At 44.1% G+C, this 19904-nt stretch carries 16 protein-coding genes and 1 pseudogene; 9 read left to right on the top strand and 8 right to left on the bottom strand.

Annotated elements, in window-relative coordinates; all coding sequences use genetic code 11:
- Window positions 1-143: 143 nt before the first annotated feature.
- The 3 genes from A7325_RS06975 to A7325_RS06965 are packed head-to-tail and all read left to right on the top strand — an operon-like array spanning window position 144 to window position 3739.
- On the top strand, window positions 144-1163 hold the full coding sequence (locus A7325_RS06975; RefSeq protein ID WP_068406198.1) for a TAXI family TRAP transporter solute-binding subunit: 1020 nt from the start codon (window positions 144-146) through the stop codon (window positions 1161-1163).
- Complete coding sequence (locus A7325_RS06970) at window positions 1141-1686, top strand: DUF1850 domain-containing protein (RefSeq protein WP_068406195.1); 546 nt, start codon at window positions 1141-1143, stop codon at window positions 1684-1686. Before A7325_RS06975 ends, A7325_RS06970 begins: the two co-directional genes overlap by 23 nt.
- Entirely contained in the window at window positions 1658-3739 is a 2082-nt protein-coding gene (locus A7325_RS06965; RefSeq protein ID WP_197488880.1) for a TRAP transporter permease, read from the top strand. The genes A7325_RS06970 and A7325_RS06965 overlap by 29 nt, the downstream gene beginning before the upstream one ends.
- A 118-nt stretch (window positions 3740-3857) precedes the next feature.
- On the opposite strand, the gene lipA is transcribed toward A7325_RS06965, so the two are convergent.
- Both lipA and A7325_RS06955 read right to left on the bottom strand, forming a co-directional pair.
- Window positions 3858-4901 (bottom strand): lipoyl synthase, encoded by a 1044-nt coding sequence (gene lipA, locus A7325_RS06960; protein ID WP_068406192.1) that lies wholly within the window; start codon window positions 4899-4901, stop codon window positions 3858-3860.
- Window positions 4902-5097: 196 nt separating this feature from the next.
- Window positions 5098-5493, bottom strand: coding sequence for a carboxymuconolactone decarboxylase family protein (locus A7325_RS06955; RefSeq protein WP_068406189.1), 396 nt, complete (start codon window positions 5491-5493; stop codon window positions 5098-5100).
- 335 nt (window positions 5494-5828) lie between these two features.
- Between A7325_RS06955 and acnB the strand changes: the two genes are divergently transcribed.
- The 3 genes from acnB to A7325_RS06940 all read left to right on the top strand — a co-directional run bounded on the left by acnB (window position 5829) and on the right by A7325_RS06940 (window position 9674).
- Window positions 5829-8432, top strand: a complete 2604-nt coding sequence (acnB, locus tag A7325_RS06950) for a bifunctional aconitate hydratase 2/2-methylisocitrate dehydratase (protein WP_068406186.1) — start codon at window positions 5829-5831, stop codon at window positions 8430-8432.
- Window positions 8433-8619: 187 nt separating this feature from the next.
- Entirely contained in the window at window positions 8620-9063 is a 444-nt protein-coding gene (locus A7325_RS06945; RefSeq protein WP_068406183.1) for a DUF805 domain-containing protein, read from the top strand.
- A 164-nt stretch (window positions 9064-9227) separates the two neighbouring features.
- Complete coding sequence (locus A7325_RS06940) at window positions 9228-9674, top strand: PACE efflux transporter (protein ID WP_180952490.1); 447 nt, start codon at window positions 9228-9230, stop codon at window positions 9672-9674.
- Window positions 9675-9770: 96 nt separating this feature from the next.
- On the opposite strand, the gene A7325_RS06935 is transcribed toward A7325_RS06940, so the two are convergent.
- The gene (locus A7325_RS06935) at window positions 9771-10568 is read right to left on the bottom strand and encodes an enoyl-CoA hydratase/isomerase family protein (protein WP_068406180.1); all 798 of its coding nucleotides are present in this window, start codon (window positions 10566-10568) and stop codon (window positions 9771-9773) included.
- Between the two features lie 329 nt (window positions 10569-10897).
- On the opposite strand from A7325_RS06935, the gene A7325_RS06930 reads away from it, so the two are divergent.
- A complete protein-coding gene (locus A7325_RS06930; protein ID WP_068406177.1) occupies window positions 10898-11710 on the top strand; it encodes an alpha/beta fold hydrolase in 813 nt (270 codons plus the stop codon).
- Between the two features lie 163 nt (window positions 11711-11873).
- On the opposite strand, the gene A7325_RS06925 is transcribed toward A7325_RS06930, so the two are convergent.
- From A7325_RS06925 to A7325_RS06905, 5 genes are all read right to left on the bottom strand, one after another.
- Window positions 11874-12950, bottom strand: coding sequence for an HpcH/HpaI aldolase/citrate lyase family protein (locus A7325_RS06925; protein ID WP_082894330.1), 1077 nt, complete (start codon window positions 12948-12950; stop codon window positions 11874-11876).
- A 147-nt stretch (window positions 12951-13097) separates the two neighbouring features.
- Window positions 13098-14270, bottom strand: coding sequence for a cysteine protease StiP domain-containing protein (locus tag A7325_RS06920; RefSeq protein WP_227514954.1), 1173 nt, complete (start codon window positions 14268-14270; stop codon window positions 13098-13100).
- Window positions 14271-14358: 88 nt separating this feature from the next.
- The gene (locus tag A7325_RS06915; protein ID WP_068406224.1) at window positions 14359-15177 is read right to left on the bottom strand and encodes an HAD hydrolase family protein; all 819 of its coding nucleotides are present in this window, start codon (window positions 15175-15177) and stop codon (window positions 14359-14361) included.
- A 101-nt stretch (window positions 15178-15278) separates the two neighbouring features.
- Entirely contained in the window at window positions 15279-16568 is a 1290-nt protein-coding gene (locus A7325_RS06910; RefSeq protein WP_068406171.1) for a phosphoribosyltransferase domain-containing protein, read from the bottom strand.
- Window positions 16569-16611: 43 nt separating this feature from the next.
- The gene (locus A7325_RS06905; RefSeq protein WP_068406167.1) at window positions 16612-17772 is read right to left on the bottom strand and encodes an ATP-grasp domain-containing protein; all 1161 of its coding nucleotides are present in this window, start codon (window positions 17770-17772) and stop codon (window positions 16612-16614) included.
- 300 nt (window positions 17773-18072) lie between these two features.
- Here A7325_RS06905 and A7325_RS06900 point away from each other — a divergent pair, with 300 nt between their 5' ends.
- Window positions 18073-19326, top strand: a complete 1254-nt coding sequence (locus tag A7325_RS06900) for a TerD family protein (protein ID WP_068406163.1) — start codon at window positions 18073-18075, stop codon at window positions 19324-19326.
- Window positions 19327-19716: 390 nt separating this feature from the next.
- Window positions 19717-19904 (top strand): annotated as a pseudogene (locus tag A7325_RS06895) (IS982 family transposase); the annotation flags it as partial.

The following is a 19904-nucleotide window of genomic DNA, read 5'->3' as shown; positions in this document are numbered from 1 at the left end:
GTATCAATGGGACGCTACACTTTTCAAAAATTAATATAGTATATAAAGCTCACAATTCAACACGGATTAGTTACTATTACAGTGACATGGTTACGTAATATTTTATAAATCCAATTCGCTTTACTTTATCAAGGATGAAAATAATGACGTTTTTTAGTAAAACTCCTCTACTATCTGCAATTGTTGCCTTAAGTATGACGATGGTTGCCTGTTCAGACAACACGGCGACTGATACCAATAATAGCGCTACCACTGACAATACTGCTGCTTCAGCGGCGAGTGATAAGCTTGAAACCAAGTTTGTCACCATCGCAACAGGGGGCGCATCAGGTCCTTATAATATTATTGGCACCTCTTTAGCAGAAATCTACGCCAAAACCTTTGGCGTTAATGCTAAGACCCAAACCACGGGGGCGTCAGTAGAAAACGTCAATCTACTCACGCAAGGTAAAGTCGACATGGTGCTAGCACTTAGTGATGTCGTCACCAATGCGGTTGAAGGCACTGAAGACTTTAAAGAACCGATAACCAATATTCAACAAGTTGCCGTTCTATATCCAAATGTGATTCAGATAGTCGCTTCAGAAAAATCTGGTATCAAAAATATCGAAGATTTAAAAGGTAAGCGTATTGCGGTTGGTGATCAAGGTTCTGGAACGGAAGTCAATGCTCGGACGTTGTTAGAAGGTTTTGGTATCACTTATGATGATGTCAAAGTTGACTATCTAGGGTTTGCCGATGCAGCCGATGCGATGAAAGCGGGTAAGATTGAAGCGGCGTTTTTTAGTAGCGGCTTACCAAACTCTTCACTGTTAGAGCTAGAGCAGGGCATCAAATTGCAGCTGGTCACCATCAATCAAGATAAGCTTAAACAAATTATCGAAAACAAGCCTTACTTTAAGACGTTCGAGATTCCTGCTGGAACATATGGTAACGATGCCGCCATTCCAACGACTGCCGTGATGAATGCGTTGTTGATTCGTTCTGACATCTCTGAAGAGGATGGCTATAAACTGACCAAAGCGCTGTTTGAAAACTTGGATGGCCTAAAAAATGCCCACCAAGCAGCTAATGATATCAGCTTAGAGACTGCTCAAGAAGGAATGGTAGCTCCTATCCATCCAGGCGCTAAGAAATACTATGAAGAGCAATCAGCTAAGTAAACGCTTAAGTTTAACAATCGGCGCAGCAGTGACTGTTGCGCTAGCGGTTTTAACATTCTGGGTAATTTTTACCCGCCAGTCTGTCATCGAGGTGCGCGTCGATGATGTTGCTGAATCTGATAAAAAAGTATGTTATTTCGTTGAGCCCAATTTTCAATTGCGCTGGATTCATTCTGTAGAAAAGCAGTGGTGGGAGGAGCAATATGTTCGCGAGAAAGAAGGTTTATTGCTAACCACCACTTATTTGCAAGCTTTTGGAGCAGGAACCCCATCTACTGAAAATGTCGCTCCCATAAAAAAACCAGGCTATGTTGGCTATCAAATCAACGAAAGGCTCCCCAGTCTCAACTGGGTGGTTTCAAGACGAACCAAAGGTGAAATTGATTATGCAGATCATCGTATTTTAATTCATCAATGGGTGCCCGATTATTCTGCAGTAATTATTACGCCCAAATCGTATAGTCTAATAGATAGATTTAATAAGGATTTTTGTCATGAACTCTCAAGTGATGGATCACAATAGCGGGACTACTGTCTCTAGCGATGAGGCTAAGTTGTCTAAGCAACCGGGCCTTCATGATAGCACTGATATCGATGACGACGTTGATCCTAACCTCACACAAGCAATACTAGAAAAGTACGACCGAGAGTCAATTACGCGTCATATCTCTCAGGGTCCAGTAAAATATATCATTGCTACGATTTGTATTTTATATTCACTTTTTCATCTATATATTACTTTTAATCCTATGCCATCATTGTTACAGCGTTCTGTGCATGTAGGTGTTGGTTTTGCATTGATTTTTCTGATTTTTCCAGCCAGTAAGAAGAGCAGCCGCAAGCGGGTGGCTTGGTACGACTGGGTTTGGTTCGTGTTATCTTTATCTGGAATGGCGTATCTTATCTATGAGTATCAAGATATTGTGACCTCACGCGGCGGCATAGCCAATCAAACGGATGTATTGTTCTCTATTATCACGGTGATTTGTGTACTCGAGGGCAGTCGGCGTATTACTGGTTGGATATTACCGATATTGGCGTCAATATTTTTGTTATATCCATTTATCAGCCATATGGATTTTATGCCTGATCGGCTACTCACTCGGCCTTATGATTTTGGCGATATTTTTGGCCAATTATTCCTAAAGACAGAAGGATTGTATTCAGTTGCCATTGGTGCCTCGGTCACATTCATCTTTCTATTCATCCTCTTTGGCGCATTTTTGGCACGCTCTGGAATGGGGCAGCTATTTAATGATTTGGCGTTGGCGCTCGCAGGCGATAAAAAAGGCGGCCCAGCAAAGGTAGCGGTTATCTCAAGCGGTTTTATGGGCAGTATCAATGGCTCAGCCTTATCGAACGTGGTCAGTACGGGCGCATTTACCATTCCGTTGATGAAAAAGGTTGGCTATCATAAGGATTTTGCGGGCGCTGTAGAGGCAAGTGCGTCAGTCGGTGGTCAAATCTTGCCGCCAATTATGGGTGCCAGTGCTTTTATTATGGCCGAGACCACAGGACTGCCATATAGTACGATCGCTCTGGCTGCCTTATTACCTGCTATCTTGTATTATCTGGGCGTCATCGCGCAGGTGCATTTTCGTGCAGGCCGCCGTGACTTAAAAGGTATGGCGAAAGAGAGTCTGCCACAGGTAAAAGAGGTGTTAAAGGTGCGCGGTCATATGCTGCTACCCATTGTGTTTTTGATTTTTTTATTGATTAAGAATGTACCGGTAGGGTATGCCGCTGCCTATACCATTGGCTTTACTGTTGTCATCAGTATGCTACGAGCTGAGACGCGCATGAGTTTTAAGGACATTTTGGGCGCGCTAGAAGACGGTGCGCGCCAGTCGTTAGCGGTCATGGCGGCCTGTGCGGTCGTAGGGATTATTATTGGGGTAGTCAGCTTAACGAGTTTTGGTACGGTAATGACCTCTTCCATTGTTACTTTAGGAGCAGGCTCATTATTGCTCACCTTGATTTTAACCATGCTGGCGTCGATGGTTTTAGGAATGGGATTACCATCGATTCCTGCATATATTATTACGGCAACGATGGCGGCGCCCGCATTAGCAGGATTTGATATTCCTATTTTGGCGGCGCATATGTTCGTATTTTATTTTGGCGTATTTGCCAATATTACTCCGCCAGTCTGCTTGGCAGCCTTTGCTGGCGCTGGTATCTCTGGTGGCGATCCTATGAAAACAGGGTTTCTGTCATTGAAGTTGGCACTGGCTGGATTTATCGTTCCATTTATGTTTATTTATAATCCTGCAATGTTGATGATTGACCCGACAGGTCTTGCGGTTACGGCAAAAGAATTCCCATTGCCACCAATCATCGATATTGTTACGGCTGTTGTGACGTCTGTGATTGGTGTAATTGGCCTTAGTGCAGCCTTAGAAGGGTATTTTAAAGGAAGTATGAATACAATCACGCGTATCCTTTTGGCAATTGGTGCTTTACTGCTGATTTATCCGGGTCTTATCACAGGTTTGATAGGCGGTGTCATCATCCTTGGTATCGCGTTGTTAAATATGAAAAACAGTAAAACAGTAGTCCAACCTCTAAATGTTTAACGTTATTTAGGGATTGAGTGTATAAGCATAAAAAAAGGGCGTATAGTAACTATCTACTATTCGCCCTTTATATATTTTAAGATTCGTCATCCTACTTTGATATCGTGACGAATATTACTTAACAGCCAAGTTTACCTTCTGCTTCAAGCGCTTTTTTGCTGCGGATAGGCGCTGGGCAATCTTCGCCATAGTATTGACGATCGGCAAAGTAGCTTGAGCGTACCATTGGGCCGGCCCAAATGCTAAAGAAACCAATCTTTTTGCCATAATCCATATAGCGCTGAAATTCATCTGGATGCACATAACGATCAACAGGCGCATGGTCTTTACTGGGTTGCAGGTACTGACCGATGGTAATCATATCGACATCATGGGCTTTTAAATCATCAAGCAGAGCATAGATTTCTTCTTCGGTCTCACCAAGTCCAACCATAAAGCCGCATTTAGTGGCGATATCAGGGCGGCGCTCTTTATAGATTTTAAGTAAATCTAATGAATGCTGATAGTCTGAACCCGGACGGAAAGCTTTATAAAGACGCGGCACCGTTTCAATATTGTGGTTAAAGACATCTGGCGCGGTTTCGGTCAATAAGTCTAAGGCAATCTCCATACGCCCACGGAAATCTGGTACCAGTATCTCAATCAAGCAATTTGGGCTTAGCGCGCGCGATTCATTTAACACTTCAACAAAATGTCCAGCACCGCCGTCTTTTAAATCATCGCGGTCAACTGAAGTAATCACCGCATATTTCAGACCTAGACCTTGAATGGTCTCAGCGGTATGGCGTGGCTCGTCTTTGTCCAATTCGTTTGGGCGACCATGACCGACATCACAAAACGGGCAGCGACGGGTACAGATATCACCCATAATCATAAAGGTTGCCGTACCATCAGCGAAGCACTGCGGCAGATTCGGGCAAGCTGCTTCTTCACAGACGGTATAAAGCTTTTGCTCACGCAGAGTGGCTTTGATACGCGCTACTTCCGCAGGTGACGACATTTTAACCCGAATCCAATCAGGCTTTTTCTTTGCCTCGACGGTCGGAATCACTTTAATTGGGATGCGCGCTACCTTGTCGTAGCCACGTAGCTTTTCGCCTTGGATGGCTTTTTTCGGTTTTGCACGGGCAGCGGGGACGTGGGTTTGTACGGCGTTTGTCATAATCAAATGTTCTCTTAACCCTTGATAAGATAAGGGTTTTTGGCATTATTAGAATGTTTTATGAATGCAGCTATTATAGCAGATAATGGCTAAAGGTTTTTTGGGCAATCTTGTTAAGACAATCAAAAAAACTACTAGCGCTAAATAGGGTTTTATCACTAATAAGACTACTATGAAGCGCACCTTTATCCTAGTTTTATTTATTGATATCAATGTCCATGTCATTTAGCACATCTATGGCTGCGCGAAACGCTTCTTGGGTAGCAGGTGCACCGCAATAAGGCAGGCTATGCATCAACACCTCTCGGATTTCAGCGACGCTGGCGCCATTATTAATTGCCCCGCGGATATGACCTTTTAGCTCAGCAGGGCTTTTTTGCGCAATCAAAAACGCCATGGTAATTAAGGAGCGATATTTGCGCGGTAGTATGGTGTCGTCTTGCCACGTGCTGCCCCAAGCATGTTCGATAATCCAGTCTTGCAGTGGCTGGGTAAATGGGGTCGCCGAATCGAGCGAGCGTTTGACATGTTGCTCGCCCATCACTTCGGTACGAACTTTTAGACCGTTTTGATAGTTGGCATTATCGTCCATTTTATTATCCTTAATATTTATTGGTAAAGTGTGTTTTATCAAGTCGCATATAAAAATTCGCTGACGTAAGACATCTGATCGGTTTTGAGGTTGTCAGAGTATAGCAGGCACACGGTTTTTATTTAACCGCGTCAATCATATTGGTTATGGCACTATTTTTATAATAAATATCCAATATGGCGTTATTCTGCGCCTTTTCACGGCTCAGCCATTAACATTTTGAGCGTTTTGAGCTATGATTGCACGGATAATTATTCAATGCAGTACATCGATGTAGGCTGTCATCCTGACTACTCACGTGATGTACTGGTCACCAACCGACGAGGACGACTATTGTGTTAGAAGCTTATCGTAAACATGTCGCAGAACGTGCTGAGCTAGGGACTGTACCACTTCCATTAAATGAGAAGCAGGTAGCAGAATTGGTAGAGCTACTTAAAAACCCACCAGCGGGCGAAGATGCGTTCTTGATGGACTTGTTAGAAAACCGTATTCCTGCCGGTGTTGACCAAGCCGCTTATGTTAAAGCTGCATTTTTAGCTGCTATTGTTAAAGGCGAAGCGACTTCACCACTTATTAGCAAGAAAAAAGCCGTTGAAATCTTAGGCACCATGCAAGGTGGTTACAACGTTCAGCCATTGGTTGCAGCATTAGACGACGCGGAAGTCGCACAAGAAGCTGCTGATGCGTTAAAGAAAACATTACTCGTATTTGACGCGTTTAATGACGTGACCGAAAAAGCCGAAGCTGGCAATGCTATTGCTAAAGAAGTCGTACAATCTTGGGCTGACGCGGAGTGGTTCTTAAGCCGTCCTGAAGTACCAGAGAAAACCACTTATACCACCTTTAAAGTCACTGGCGAAACCAACACTGATGACTTGTCACCAGCGCAAGACGCTTGGAGCCGCCCCGACATTCCATTGCATTCATTAGCCATGCACAAAAACTCTCGCGACGGCATCTTTGCTGACGAAGAGGGCGTTGTTGGTCCAATGAAGCAAATCGAAGCGTTAAAAGAAAAAGGTCATCCACTTGCCTATGTTGGCGACGTGGTTGGTACCGGTTCTAGCCGTAAGTCTGCAACCAACTCTGTATTGTGGCTCATGGGCGAAGACATCCCGAACGTACCAAACAAACGTGGTGGCGGTTTGGTGCTTGGTAACAATATCGCTCCTATCTTCTTTAACACCATGGAAGATTCTGGCGCCTTGCCAATCGAAAAAGTTGCCGTTGATAACTTAAATATGGGCGATGTGTTTGACATCTATCCGTATGAAGGCAAAATCACTAAGCATGACTCTGACGAAGTATTGTCAACCTTTACGCTAAACTCGCCAACCTTGCTTGACGAAGTGCGCGCAGGCGGCCGTATTCCATTAATCGTTGGTCGTGGTTTGACCAATCGTGCTCGTGAATATATGGGTCTTGGTCATTCAGACGTATTTGCTAAGCCAGAAGAGCCAGCTGATACCGGTAAAGGCTTTACCCTTGCACAGAAAATGGTTGGTAAAGCTTGTGGTCTAGAAGGCGTACGTCCTGGTATGTACTGTGAGCCAAAAATGACTACCGTAGGAAGTCAGGATACCACTGGTCCGATGACTCGTGACGAGCTAAAAGATTTGGCTTGCCTAGGCTTCCAAGCCGACCTAGTGATGCAGTCATTCTGTCATACCGCAGCTTATCCAAAGCCAGTTGACGTTGAAACTCAGCATACACTACCTGATTTTATCATGAACCGTGGCGGCGTCAGCTTACGTCCTGGTGATGGTATCATTCACTCGTGGCTTAACCGTATGCTACTTCCAGATACCGTTGGTACTGGTGGTGACTCGCATACGCGTTTCCCAATGGGTATCTCGTTCCCAGCCGGTTCTGGTTTGGTTGCATTCGCAGCAGCAACTGGTGTGATGCCACTTGATATGCCTGAATCTGTTCGTGTGCGCTTCGTTGGCGAACGTCAACCTGGTATCACGCTACGTGACTTGGTCCATGCGATTCCTTATCAAGCCATCAAAGAAGGTTATTTGACCGTTGATAAGAAAGGTAAAATCAACGAGTTTAATGGTCGTATTTTAGAGATCGAAGGTCTAGAAGATTTGACTGCTGAGCAAGCGTTTGAGTTATCTGATGCGTCAGCTGAGCGTAGTGCTGCTGGTTGTACCATTACTTTGTCTGAAGAATCAGTGACTGAGTACCTAAACTCAAACATCACCTTGCTTAAGTGGATGATTTCAGAAGGCTATGGCGATGCGCGTACCATCAGCCGCCGCGTTGAGCAAATGCAAGAATGGCTAGCGAACCCAAGCCTCATGCGTGCTGACGAAGATGCAGAATACGCCATCGACATGACTATCGATATGAGCGAGATCAAAGAGCCAATTCTTTGCTGCCCGAACGATCCAGACGATGCTAAGACATTGGCTGACGTCGCTGGTGATACCATTGATGAAGTATTCATTGGTTCATGCATGACCAACATCGGTCACTTCCGTGCTGCGGGTAAACTCTTGCAGGACGTACCAGCAGGAAGCCTCAAAACTCGTCTATGGATTGCGCCACCGACTAAGATGGATGCGCGTCAGTTGATGGAAGAAGGTTATTACAACATCTACGCACAAGCCGGCGCTCGTACTGAAATGCCAGGTTGTTCACTATGTATGGGTAACCAAGCACGTATCGCACCGAAATCTACGGCCGTTTCGACGTCTACCCGTAACTTCCCGAACCGTCTAGGTCAAGGCGCGAACGTTTATCTAGCTTCTGCAGAGCTTGCTGCAGTCGCAGCAGTACTTGGTAAATTGCCAACCAACGACGAATACCAGCAGTACGCTGGCATGCTAAACAGCATGGGCGATGAAGTTTATAAATACATGAACTTTGATCGTATGGAAGACTATACTGAAGAAGCGGACAAAATTAACGTTGCTCAGTTGACCTAGTTTTCCATTCGAAAGCTTCTTAATTTTTTGAAAACAAACCCCGTATCGTGATGATACGGGGTTTTTTACATGTTTGAAAAATATGAATAATGGTTTGCAAACTTTTATTGAGTGCTTATAATCAAAGTCGTTGATTAAATGTTTTAGTTGGCGACTCTACCGTTAAAGGTGAGTGATAATAAATCCTATGGAAAATAAAAATATGCTTGATAAAGTAACGCCGCCACCTTTACCAAATTCTGGGATGGTTAATAATCATAGTGCTGAGGCAAACTATGGCATTATGGACTGGTTTAAAAAAGGTCTAAGGAATTATGCCAATTTCTCTGGTCGTGCTCGGCGTAAAGAGTATTGGTATTTCGTATTGGTGCAAATGGGATTGGTCATCATAGCGATGATTTTAGATGCGATTATCTTCAATTCAGAAATAGGGTTATTTTATATTGTTGTAGCGCTTGGTTTGTTCTTGCCGGGCTTAGCAGTGACTATTCGCAGATTGCATGATACTAGCCGTTCAGGATGGTGGTTTTTGATATCTATTTTGCCATTGATAGGCTCTATTATCTTACTGGTATTTTTAGCGAGCGATACCAAGCTTGAAACCAATCAATGGGGTCCGCCAGCAAAATAAGCTGCGACTGGCTTATCACTATATCTGATGTATAATATAAGTGCAGGCGGAAACCGTGGCTCTGCAATTAATCTATCTTTATTTTCTCGGGACGGACCGATACTTTACTAAGCAACTTTTTGTTTATACTTAAGTGCTAAGTGCTAAGTGCTTTGGAGTCTTGGTTGATTACTTTATCCCCACTCAAACGTCGTGTTGTCTATGTGACCATCTTTGAAATTATCGCTATTATTGCTTCTACCTTTGTGCTCATGAAACTTAGCGGCAGCGATGCGGCAGAGTCGTTACCCGTTGCGGTGATGGTGTCATTAGCCGCTGTGATTTGGAACTTTTTATACAATACGGCTTTCGAAGCGTGGGAGCGGCGCAAGCAGGTTAAAAAGCGTACCTTATTAATCCGCAGCGCTCATGCGATAGGGTTTGAAGGTGGCTTGGTATTGATTTGCCTGCCACTTTATATGATTTGGTATGACGTTGGTTTAATCAAAGCCTTTATGATGGAGGCGGCGTTACTGCTATTTTTCTTGGTTTATACCTTTGTATTTACCTTAGGTTTCGATAAAATATTCACCTTACCGCGTTACGATAAGACCGCCTCTGCTTCTTCATAAATACAGAGATGAATCGTATTAAATGACCTAACGAAAGGCTGCTATTAGATTAGGCAGCCTTTTTGTTGATAGTACAGAAGGTAGCGTTAGAAATTTTTATTTACCCTGATAAACGGGCTTACGTTTTTCCATAAAGGCGGTGACACCTTCAGCAAAGTCAGCGGTTTTTGCCATCATGGTTTGTTGGTCAACTTCCATATCGAGCGCTTCATTTAAGCCTGAAAAAGCATGCACGTTAATCATATGCTTCATCGAAGCCAAAGCTTTACCGGGCAGGTTGCTTAGGCGCGTTGCCAAGGCCAATACGCTGGCGTCAAGCTCATCTTTGCTTACGACGCTATTGACTAAGTTTAGACGCGCGATATCGTCGCTAGTGAGCTTATCACCCAGCATCACAAGTTCAGTCGTTTTCGCCGCGCCAATCAGCTGATTGAGCAAGTAAATACCACCCGCATCTGGAATCAAGCCGATATTGACAAATGCTTGCACAAATTTGGCGCTATCAGCGGCAATACGGAAATCACAGGTTAATGCCAAGTTCATCCCAGCACCCGCGACGGCACCTTCTAATTTAGCAATAATGGGTTTGTGAATATTACGCAACTTTAAGCTTACTTCTGCCACTTCTCTGAGCATAAAATCAAGCTTTGCCACAAGTGCTTCTGATTCCATGCCATTCTCTAACATCTCACCGATATGACCGCCGCTAGAGAAATTATTGTTTGATCCTTGCAACACGATCACGCGTACGTCGGCATCTTGATCAGCCTTATCAAGCGCATCCATAATCGCGCCTTTTAATGGTGTGCTAAAGGCATTTAGCGTCTTAGGGTCATTCATGGTAATGGTGGCAATATGATTTTCGCTGTGATATTCGACCAAAGGTTGTGACATGGTTGGTTTCCTTAGTAAGAAGTTCTAGATAAGCATTCCGGATAGCAATGAAGGTTATAATGGACAAAGTTGTAACAAGTCATGCAAGCTGATTACTATAGCAGCTTGTTATGATTATAAAAGCGAGTTTTGTGGGCGCTAAAGGCACGGACAAAAATGTTTAATTTTTCCTTGTTTTATCTTATATTCGATTTAATAAATATATACTATCTGCCGTACAAAAATAACGCTATGAAGTATCCGCTTAGTGCATTATGCTAAATGGCAGTAGTGTTAAGGATTTCGTTAACCAAACAAGTAATCAACAAGCAACAAACAAGGAAGTAATTATGCCAATGATAAATGTGAATAATGTTGATATTTATTATGAAGATAGCGCGCCGGAGGATAAGCAAAAGCCAGTGATGGTCTTTGCTCATGGGCTGCTGTGGAATACGCGGATGTATGACAAACAGGTCGAGTACTTTAAATCTGGCTGCCGCTGTATTGCGTTTGATTTTCGTGGGCAAGGTCAGTCTGAGATTACCAAATCAGGCTATGATATGGATACGCTGACCGAGGATACGCTAGCATTGTTAGATGCGCTAGATATTGATAAATGCCATTTTTTAGGGTTATCGATGGGTGGTTTTGTCGCTCAGCGTATCGCGCTCAAACGTCCGGAGCTACTGTTGTCGCTGACCTTACTTGAAACGTCAGCAGACCCTGAAGACCCAAAAAACGTGCCGCAGTATCGCAAATTGATGAAGGCTATCCGCTGGCTGGGTATGAAGCGGGTCAGTCAAAAAGTCATGCCTATTATGTTTGGCAGTAGCTTTTTGAACGATAAGTCGCGTAAGGCTGACCGTAGAGCGTGGCTCACGATGTTACAAGGCAATCGTAAGGGCGGGGTCGTTAAGGCGACCACAGGTGTCATTGAGCGCTCGGGCACTTACGATCAGCTAGGCGAGATTAGCACGCCGACATTGATTATCGTTGGTGATGAAGATGTGGCAACGCCTTATTCAAAAGCGGAGCGCATGCATTTTGCCATTAAAGGCTCAAAGCTTGCGGTTATTAAAGGCGCTGGACATACAGCGACGGTAGAAGAGCCTGAACAAGTAAATAAAGTGATTAATACCTTTTTAGCAAACTGTGTTTAGGTTGTAGCTAGAGTAGAAGTCGTCTTGAATGAAGCGAAGTATTTATAAAAAGAGCCGTTATCTTAAATAGGATAACGGCTTTTTTATTGAAACCATTTAGCAGATTAACGCTAAAGCGGCAGTTTTAAAAAATACTATAAAAGAGTCAGGCTAATGTCTTGGTTTATAAGCGGGTCGTATAGTCAGTATTGTTATCATCAAGGGTGCCAAAGACCTCAGCGCGATTGACGATTTCTGTGGCCCATGCACGGTGCGTGGCAGGCTCAAGCATGGTATCGTTATATTTAAAGACCGCTTTTGCCTCGCTATGCAAAATTGCTTGGGCTTCATCCAAGGTACTTAAAGGCACGCAATACGCTTGCTGTACCAACGCAATCTGACTTGGGTGAATGACCGTTTTGCCGACCAGTCCTAAGTTCACATCACGCATCAGCTCTTTCATAAACAGCGTTGGCTGTTCTAAGTATTCAAATACCGGTGCGGTAAGATAAAAACCATGCGGTACAAAGCAGCCAAGCAGCTGATAGGCGAGCGTACCAATCGGGGTATCATAAACGATGCTATTTTTAGGACGGCGTAAACGCAGCGCGGCAAATAAGTCGTTACCACCGATACGCAGGGCAAAAACGGGCTGGCTAAAAGCTTCTTTAAAGCCAATCGCCAATTCTTGATTGTGATGCGGGTTAAAGAGCGCTGCTGTCTCAAGCGTCGGCATCAATAAATGCTCAGTGCTTAAATTCTGAGACGCCATGCGCCAATTAGACAAGCTATACATATCGACTTTTGGCATGACAAAACCGTCAACCAAATCAATATGGGCAAAATCTGCCAGCTGCTCTAGCATAGAGGGATGACGCGGACGAATAAAGACTAGCGGTCTGGTTGGTTGATTGGTGTGCGCTTTTGATTGAATGCCATTTTTTTTTGCTGGGTCATTGATGCTATCGACATGCGCCGCCCACGTATGTAGCAGCGTTTGTAGACGTATGAGCGCCAACTCAACATCGCTATGGCTGACCGCATCTTCTAAGCAGATAATAATACTGTTAATCGTCGGCAATTTATCACGCGTAATGACTTGCCAAATATCTTGCCGCGTCGCAGGCATATATAGGCTAGCACCCAGTTGATACGGGTGATGGGTAAGCGGTTTGAGCATCGCATGACGCTCAGTAATCAGGTGGGCATAAGACTGATTGTTATTATAAAGGTTGGACTCATTGTGGGGCATATCGGACATAGTTGGCATCGTAAATAGTGATAAGTGAGTGGTTATAGCAAGAAATCATAGCGTAAGGACGTATGATAAAAACAGCGGTGCTGATGCAGTATTGATGCCTTTCTTTCGCAAGGCATCAATACATCAAGGCATCAATACATTAATGAATCATGAGCGATCTGTTGCCCGCTGCTTAATCAGCGTAATCGCTTGATAGGGGAGTATTTTAGCACCTAATACCGTGATATTGATATCGCGCTCGCTACATAAATGGCGCAATAATACGGTATCTGGGTGATCGGCGGTGGCCAGCAAGATGCACTCAGGATCACGGCGTAATATCGCCCGTGTCGCCTCTGCAATGGTTGGCTTAATACGGTTGCGATTGCCAATGTCATAATCAATTGCCAGCGTATCAATTAAATCCGCGGTCTGATAGCGTGGTTGCTTAAACGTTTGCAAGTATTGTGGAGGTGTAGACAAAGCCCGCCGCGTGCTATCAATATGATCAACAAAGGCTAAGCTATGATCTACCGCAACCAAGTTATCATAAAAGACGCTACGATGTAGCCCCGATTGCGGCTCGGTATATAAGCTGCGTGATATCAACCCTGATACCGTGCTGTTTAATAACCCTGATGGAATCAGCCAATCTTCCTCACTTGCCGCCAACCAAGCAACGCCTGCGGGGTCTGCAAGGGTTAATAGAGGAATAACATCCTTGCCTTGATGGAAAATATTGGCAAAGTTTGGATGATTAGGGTTGCTAAAGACGTCTAAGCTACGAGCCAGCTCTTGATAAATTGCCCCTTTGCCCGTCCAGCCGTCGACAAATACGATGGCACTGTCTGGATGAGCGTCCAATATCATCTGTAGCGCGACTGGATCAAGTCCGCGATCGCGAATGATACTGATACCATAATGCACACTTGGCAACGCATAGCTGCTATTAGGATCTGACCTTTCATTGTCTAATAGGGCACGCTGCAACAATACGCCAATGGGTAAACCTGCGCGTACCAAGCTGACTAATATTAATGGACGTTCAGTACTTACCGTTTGCTGAAAAATATGATGTAACGTATAAGCCAAGTTAGCAATATCTGTCGCGGTTCTCGTGGTACCTTGCGCTAATGCCTGCTGATACAATTGCTCATGCATGGCAGTTGGCGCATGCTCTAATGTCAACATATCGGAATAATGGCGCTGTCCACTTTGGATGAGCGCTTCTTTTTGACTCACTGGTACATCAGCAACGGCGTTTTTATCAACGATATCAAGCAGCACAGTCACATCGCTGGCAAGATAGCTGCCTGAGCCATATTCCTGCATTTTTCGCATATTAGGGTTCGTTATAGGATGGGTCATAAGATGGTTTCTACTTAAAAAAATGAGTTCTACTACTACTATTGTTATTATTTAAAAACTATTAAGAACTAAAATTGTCGTGTAGCTGACCACGATTGGGCATGCCGTACCAGTCAAGCAATTGCAAAAATGGCAAATCGGCCAAGCTGTCACCAAAACCAAAGCTCGGACGCTGATGGTCTAAATGCTGGACTAATAAAAACTGTACCGCATGACGTTTATGAACCGCGTGCGGCAATATCGCCAGATTATTCGCATTCACATGCACATAAAAATCTTGCTCAAAGTCACGTATTAACGTTGGCAACTTTTTAGCGAGCTCTACTAACGCTTGATGGTCCTTTTGCGCATGCTTAATAGCCAGATAAATGGTCAGCGCTTCATTAACAGCGCCATCATTAAAGTGATCGATATGCGGTGTAAATATCAGCTGGCTGTTGTCATTTCTACTGTGATTGGCAAATAATTGGCTTAGCTGCTGCAATTTATCTTGCAGTGGTGCAAGTGCACTATGCATACGCTGTTGCCACTGAATTTGTAGCGCACCGTCTCTATCAAGAATAATCGCACCGTGTGTTAAGACTTGCCAACTATCAAAAGGCAGCTTAACACGTTTAATTTCACTGCGATCGCGTGCAGTGACCACTATCAGATCAGTGCTAGCTAGTAACCAATTAAAGAACGCGGCTTGGCGCTGGCTCATAAAGCTTAGTGGCTTGCCTTGCTTGTTAATAGTCGCGCAAACTAAGTTTTCAGGTTCAGACGTTGGTAATTCCCACGCATCGATTTTGCGTTGGGTTTGAAAAAGTGTATCGTCCAAATCCATCAGCGCGTAGGGTTTGATAATATCGGGATTGGCTTGAAAAAATGGGCTAGTCATAGTATTTGCCATAAAAGCGTGCGTAAATGTGAAAAGTAAAGTAGGGTTTAAAGGATAGTTTTAATAGGATAGCCTTTGTAAGCTAGCTTTTATAAAATAGCTTAAAGCGTCGGACTCACCACCAGCACATTATCCAAATCTTTCCACATCTCATCAACGCTATCCGCCGATGTCTCCACGCACAAGACAATCAAATCCCAATCGCTAGGCTCAACATTATAAGCAAAGTTGGTCATACCAAGCCCATAGTTATCGCTAAAACTGAGCATCGTGTTAATCGCCCCACCAAGGGCAATCGGCGAGCGGGTTAAGGCACTAAACTTAACCGTAGCGTTTTGAGTTTGTGTCTCAAGCCATTCAGCCAATAAAAACGGTAACCAAACAAACTCATTACTGCCCAATACTAAAATCCGCTTGGGCAACTGCTTTTTATTAAGTTGTCGTTTCTCAAGCTGTTCTTTCTCAAGTTGGGCTTGCTGATTAAAAACGTTAAGGGCAGCTTGAAACCGTAAAAGGTAATTATCAAAACCATCGGTACTATCTAGCGTTGGGAAGCGCCCCCAATTGCCAGTATCACCTAGCGTATGACTGCCAGCCTCAGTGGTGTCGACCGATGGCATGGTAATGGATTCAGGGTTGGGCGCATCCGTCCATTGCCACGCGCCAGATAACAAGTGATGACGATGGAAATCGATATTTGGCAATCGCGTAGCAATCGTATCGTCATTAGCGTTACTTTGGTTCTGATTTAATGACCAATCGACCAAAGTGGTCAGATGTACTTGCTCTAAATTATCAAGCCCTGCGTTACGGAGGGCGGTGACGACATTGACGCAAGTATTGCCCGTTGACGCTTCATCATCCACCATAATCAAGGTTTTGCTCGCTAGTAGCTGCGCTTGCGTTACTGTATCTGCACTTTGATAAATTAAGTGCTGGCTGGCATGACTGTGATCTTCGCTAAAAGTCGTTAGCAAGGTTTCAGTATTATCCTCGTTATGTTGCGTATGACGCGTAGAGTTTAATAATAAAGCACTGGGGTAACGCGTTTGTAGCGCTTGATGTACGCCCGCAGATAAACCAACTGCCGTCTCTGCCATACCAATAACCAAAATGGGTTCAGGCAAATCATCAGGTACTAGGTTTGCCAAATCCGTAAAAGCATGACGCATGGTGCTAGGCGCGACTGGAATATGGCGACCTAAGACTTTTGATACAAATAAAAACGCGCGTTTTGGATTGATACGCTGCGCAAATCCAAGCAAGTCTTCTAATTGATAGTGATTGCTTGGTTTTGTTCCATCTTTTGCAGTAGCTGAATTGGTTTGATAAGTTAAATCAAGAGTGCCGCGTGGTAGGGGGATGGTCGTACTGTGTTGCTTATTTGGCATTTATTTTCCTTCGGTCTTGCAATTTGTTAATCGTTATTTTTACTTACTCGGTAGCATCTTCTTCAATCTTTACGCTAACCATAATTGAGCGTACTTGGCAGGGAATGATTTGCTGCGCAATATCTGCAAGCTTTGGCTTAGCGGTTAAGCCAAGCCAATAGCCAAATGCAATTTGGGTTAAATCAACACCGCTATGAGTGGTGTAACCGATACCACCAGAGGGACGGCTATTAATCTCAAGTACGCGGTGCTGACCGTCATCATCGGCCTTGGTCTGCACGCTAACGATGCCATCACAGCCAAACATTTTAATCAGTGGAATAATCACACCCATGACCGCTTGCTCGTAGCCGATATGCTGGATTTTTCCTGTTTTATAACGAGTAACAGCCGCCAATACTTCGCCGTATTCACAGACGACATCGATAGAGTACTCTTGCCCTGATAAATATGGCATCAGCAACATAGGAATTGGGCGCTCGTGCACCATCAGACTGTTTGCATAGGCATGAATAAACTGCGTGGTATTGATTTTTTTCTCTTCGGTAAAGTATAAATGTTCAAAGCTATCGTATCGTGCGTCAGCTTCCTTGTCGGTATCAAGTCGCCAAAACCCTTGGGCAAAAATACCTGTCACCGGTTTGACACATAAAGGCTGATGACCGTGCCTAGCAAGTAACGCCTCAAGCTCTGCGACATTATCAAAGCGCCACGCTTCGGCGACGGGAATATCATGCTCATGACACTGCTGCATAAAGGCAAATTTGTCATCTATCGCTTCTAACGCCGCCACACTCGTCGCGCCAGTCAATAAACGAATGCCCGCCGCCTCAAATGCCTGACGATGCGCTTCATAATCAATGCCATTGCGCCCCGTGAGTAGCACTTTAACGTTGTTATTTTTGGCTTGCTCTAAGACAAACTGCCAACGCGGCATCAATGGCTTAGCAGATTCAAACATTGCTTGCTCATCGCTATCTATGGCGCTTGCAGAGGGCTCACGGTAAACGCTATCAGCAAATTCAAAAATCTCAGGTCTATTATGGCGGTGTGACGCGATAATGTTAAATGGCGTCTCAGATTGGGCTTTGAAGGATTGTAGGCTGGCGAGCATATCACGCTGGCTTGACTGACCTTCCGCTAACCAAACGGCAGATGGCGTAGTAGACGTTGTATGAGGGCTTTGGTTAGCAGGGGGTTTCATAATTCTCTCAGCGTTATTAAAATTTATAGAGTGCAACAACTAGAATTGAGTCTTGAAGAGGGTCAGTCGTTCAGCGCGTTATCATATTACCTAAAATAGAGGCTATTATATACAAATGCTAAGCGTTATAAATGCTGCTAACAAAATAGCATTAAGGATTTGTAAAAATGTTTTTGCCGGCTGGTTAATGCTTTGTTGAACGGGCGTGCGCTGTAAAAATCAGCTGTTATCCATGCTACTATAGTGCGATAGTCAACAGCATCCATATCAACAAATAATAAATAACCTAAAGGATAAATGATGAGTCAACCTCAAAAACTGATTGCTGGTGCCAATGCGCCGCTGCCAACCGATAACATTAGCATCCGTATTTTAAGCCAAAGTGCCATTGATTGCGCCGCTTATCGCCTGACCACTAACGGTAAAGTACGCGGCGATGGCGACATGATATTTTATGGGCAGACGCGTAGCGATGATGGCAGTGTAAGTTTCCGTGGACATGATAGCGATGGATTTTTTGATATTAATTTACCTGCGCAGCCAGCGAGTATTGAGAAGATTGCCCTTGCGTTTTCTAGTGCGCAAACGCTGGCGCAAGTTGGTGATGTGGATATTCAGGTTCTACAAGGCAGCCAAGTGCTGATGACTTGCCAGTTAAGTGCCGCCGGACGTAATGAAAAAGCCATTATCTTAGCGGAATGTTACCGTCGCCAAGGTAGCTGGAAGTTCCGTTTTATCGCCCAAGGTTTTGAAGGTGGCTTAAAGCCGTTGTCTGAGCATTTCGGTGTTGAGATTGCCGATGAAGCGCCAACTCAAGCTCAACCAATCAATACACAAAAGCCAATCAACACGCAAAAAGCGGGTAGTGCGCCGCAAACAACTACGCCGCCGCCAATTCCTAGCGCTGCTCAAAATCCGTCAATTAATCTCAGTAAAATCACCTTAACCAAGAACCAATCTAGCATCAATCTAAAGAAACGCGATGATTTTGGTAAAATCTCTGTCAACCTTAACTGGAATCAGCGCCCAAATAGCGATAAATCAGCCCCCAAAAAAGGCTTGCTCGGCGATTTATTTAAACAGCATAAAGCGGGCGGTATTGACCTTGATGTCGGGGCGATGATTCATCTGAAAAATGGCGAAAAGACGCTGATTCAGGCCTTGGGCAATCGCTTTGGTAAGTTACAATCAGCGCCTTATGTGTTGCTCCGTGCCGATGATAGAACCGGACAAGTCAGCGGCGGTGAGTGGCTCGATATCAACGGGCAACAGTGGTCGCAGATTGAAGAAGTCTTTATCTTTGCTTTTATTTACGAAGGCGTACCAAATTGGGCGCAAACCGATGGTGTCGTGACCATTCATGTACCCGAGCAGTCACCGATTGAAACTCGTTTGACAGAAGGCACAAGTAATTTGCCGATGTGCGCAATTGCGCGTTTGGTGAATCAGCAAGGCAGTATCAATGTTGAGCGTATCAATCAATATTTTCAAGGTCACCAAGAAATGGACAAAGCTTTTAATTGGGGCTTCAGCTGGAAGCGTGGGCGTAAGTAAGTGCTTTAAGAACGCCAATCTCAACTTATCGTAGGCCTTTGATTTTTATAGAATTTAAAATTTTAATTGTTTTAACTGAAATTTTAAAAACTAAGTAAACCAATACCTTAGAAAAATAAGTTGAGAGTGGGGTTTTAAGAGTATTATTTAACCCCAGTTCGGGATAAGGGCTCAAAAAAAGGGTGGTGTTCTAAAAAGTATGCTGGCGATAGAAGTCAATAAGAAATCTATGCTAAGTTCTCTGATTCTATAGGGCTTTCAAGGCTTCAAAAATTGTTCAAGTTTTAACCAGCATACTTTTTGACACACCACCAAAAAAAGAAGAAAAAAGAAGTCCAAAGTTGCTAAAGTAAGTTTACCAAGACCACTTAAGCAAAAAGGACTTCTTACATGGACAACCTAACCGAACTATACTGCCATATTGACGACTTTTATCAGCAATTCAAACCTGAGTTTGAGGCTCACTTAATCGCAACGGGCCGTCAACGGCTAAGAGCATGCAAGATAAGTGTATCAGAGATGATGACCATCTTGGTACTGTTTCATCAACTGCGGTATCGACAGTTTAAGTCTTTTTA

This window comes from Psychrobacter sp. SHUES1 (assembly GCF_001652315.1).
Classification (GTDB): domain Bacteria; phylum Pseudomonadota; class Gammaproteobacteria; order Pseudomonadales; family Moraxellaceae; genus Psychrobacter; species Psychrobacter faecalis.
The sequence above is the reverse complement of the archived record's forward strand: the minus strand, read 5'-3'. Positions and strand labels throughout refer to the sequence as shown.

Excerpts from the sequence above, each read along its gene's own strand:
- A7325_RS06930 (WP_068406177.1), top strand. The coding sequence starts at position 10,898 with ATGCCAATGATAAATGTGAATAATGTTGATATTTATTATGAAGATAGC.
- A7325_RS06905 (WP_068406167.1), bottom strand. The coding sequence starts at position 17,772 with ATGAAACCCCCTGCTAACCAAAGCCCTCATACAACGTCTACTACGCCA.
- A7325_RS06900 (WP_068406163.1), top strand. The coding sequence starts at position 18,073 with ATGAGTCAACCTCAAAAACTGATTGCTGGTGCCAATGCGCCGCTGCCA.
- A7325_RS06955 (WP_068406189.1), bottom strand. The coding sequence starts at position 5,493 with ATGGACGATAATGCCAACTATCAAAACGGTCTAAAAGTTCGTACCGAA.
- A7325_RS06965 (WP_197488880.1), top strand. The coding sequence starts at position 1,658 with ATGAACTCTCAAGTGATGGATCACAATAGCGGGACTACTGTCTCTAGC.
- A7325_RS06915 (WP_068406224.1), bottom strand. The coding sequence starts at position 15,177 with ATGACTAGCCCATTTTTTCAAGCCAATCCCGATATTATCAAACCCTAC.
- lipA (WP_068406192.1), bottom strand. The coding sequence starts at position 4,901 with ATGACAAACGCCGTACAAACCCACGTCCCCGCTGCCCGTGCAAAACCG.
- A7325_RS06975 (WP_068406198.1), top strand. The coding sequence starts at position 144 with ATGACGTTTTTTAGTAAAACTCCTCTACTATCTGCAATTGTTGCCTTA.
- A7325_RS06970 (WP_068406195.1), top strand. The coding sequence starts at position 1,141 with ATGAAGAGCAATCAGCTAAGTAAACGCTTAAGTTTAACAATCGGCGCA.
- A7325_RS06910 (WP_068406171.1), bottom strand. The coding sequence starts at position 16,568 with ATGCCAAATAAGCAACACAGTACGACCATCCCCCTACCACGCGGCACT.
- A7325_RS06945 (WP_068406183.1), top strand. The coding sequence starts at position 8,620 with ATGGAAAATAAAAATATGCTTGATAAAGTAACGCCGCCACCTTTACCA.
- A7325_RS06935 (WP_068406180.1), bottom strand. The coding sequence starts at position 10,568 with ATGTCACAACCTTTGGTCGAATATCACAGCGAAAATCATATTGCCACC.
- A7325_RS06925 (WP_082894330.1), bottom strand. The coding sequence starts at position 12,950 with ATGTCCGATATGCCCCACAATGAGTCCAACCTTTATAATAACAATCAG.
- A7325_RS06920 (WP_227514954.1), bottom strand. The coding sequence starts at position 14,270 with ATGCGAAAAATGCAGGAATATGGCTCAGGCAGCTATCTTGCCAGCGAT.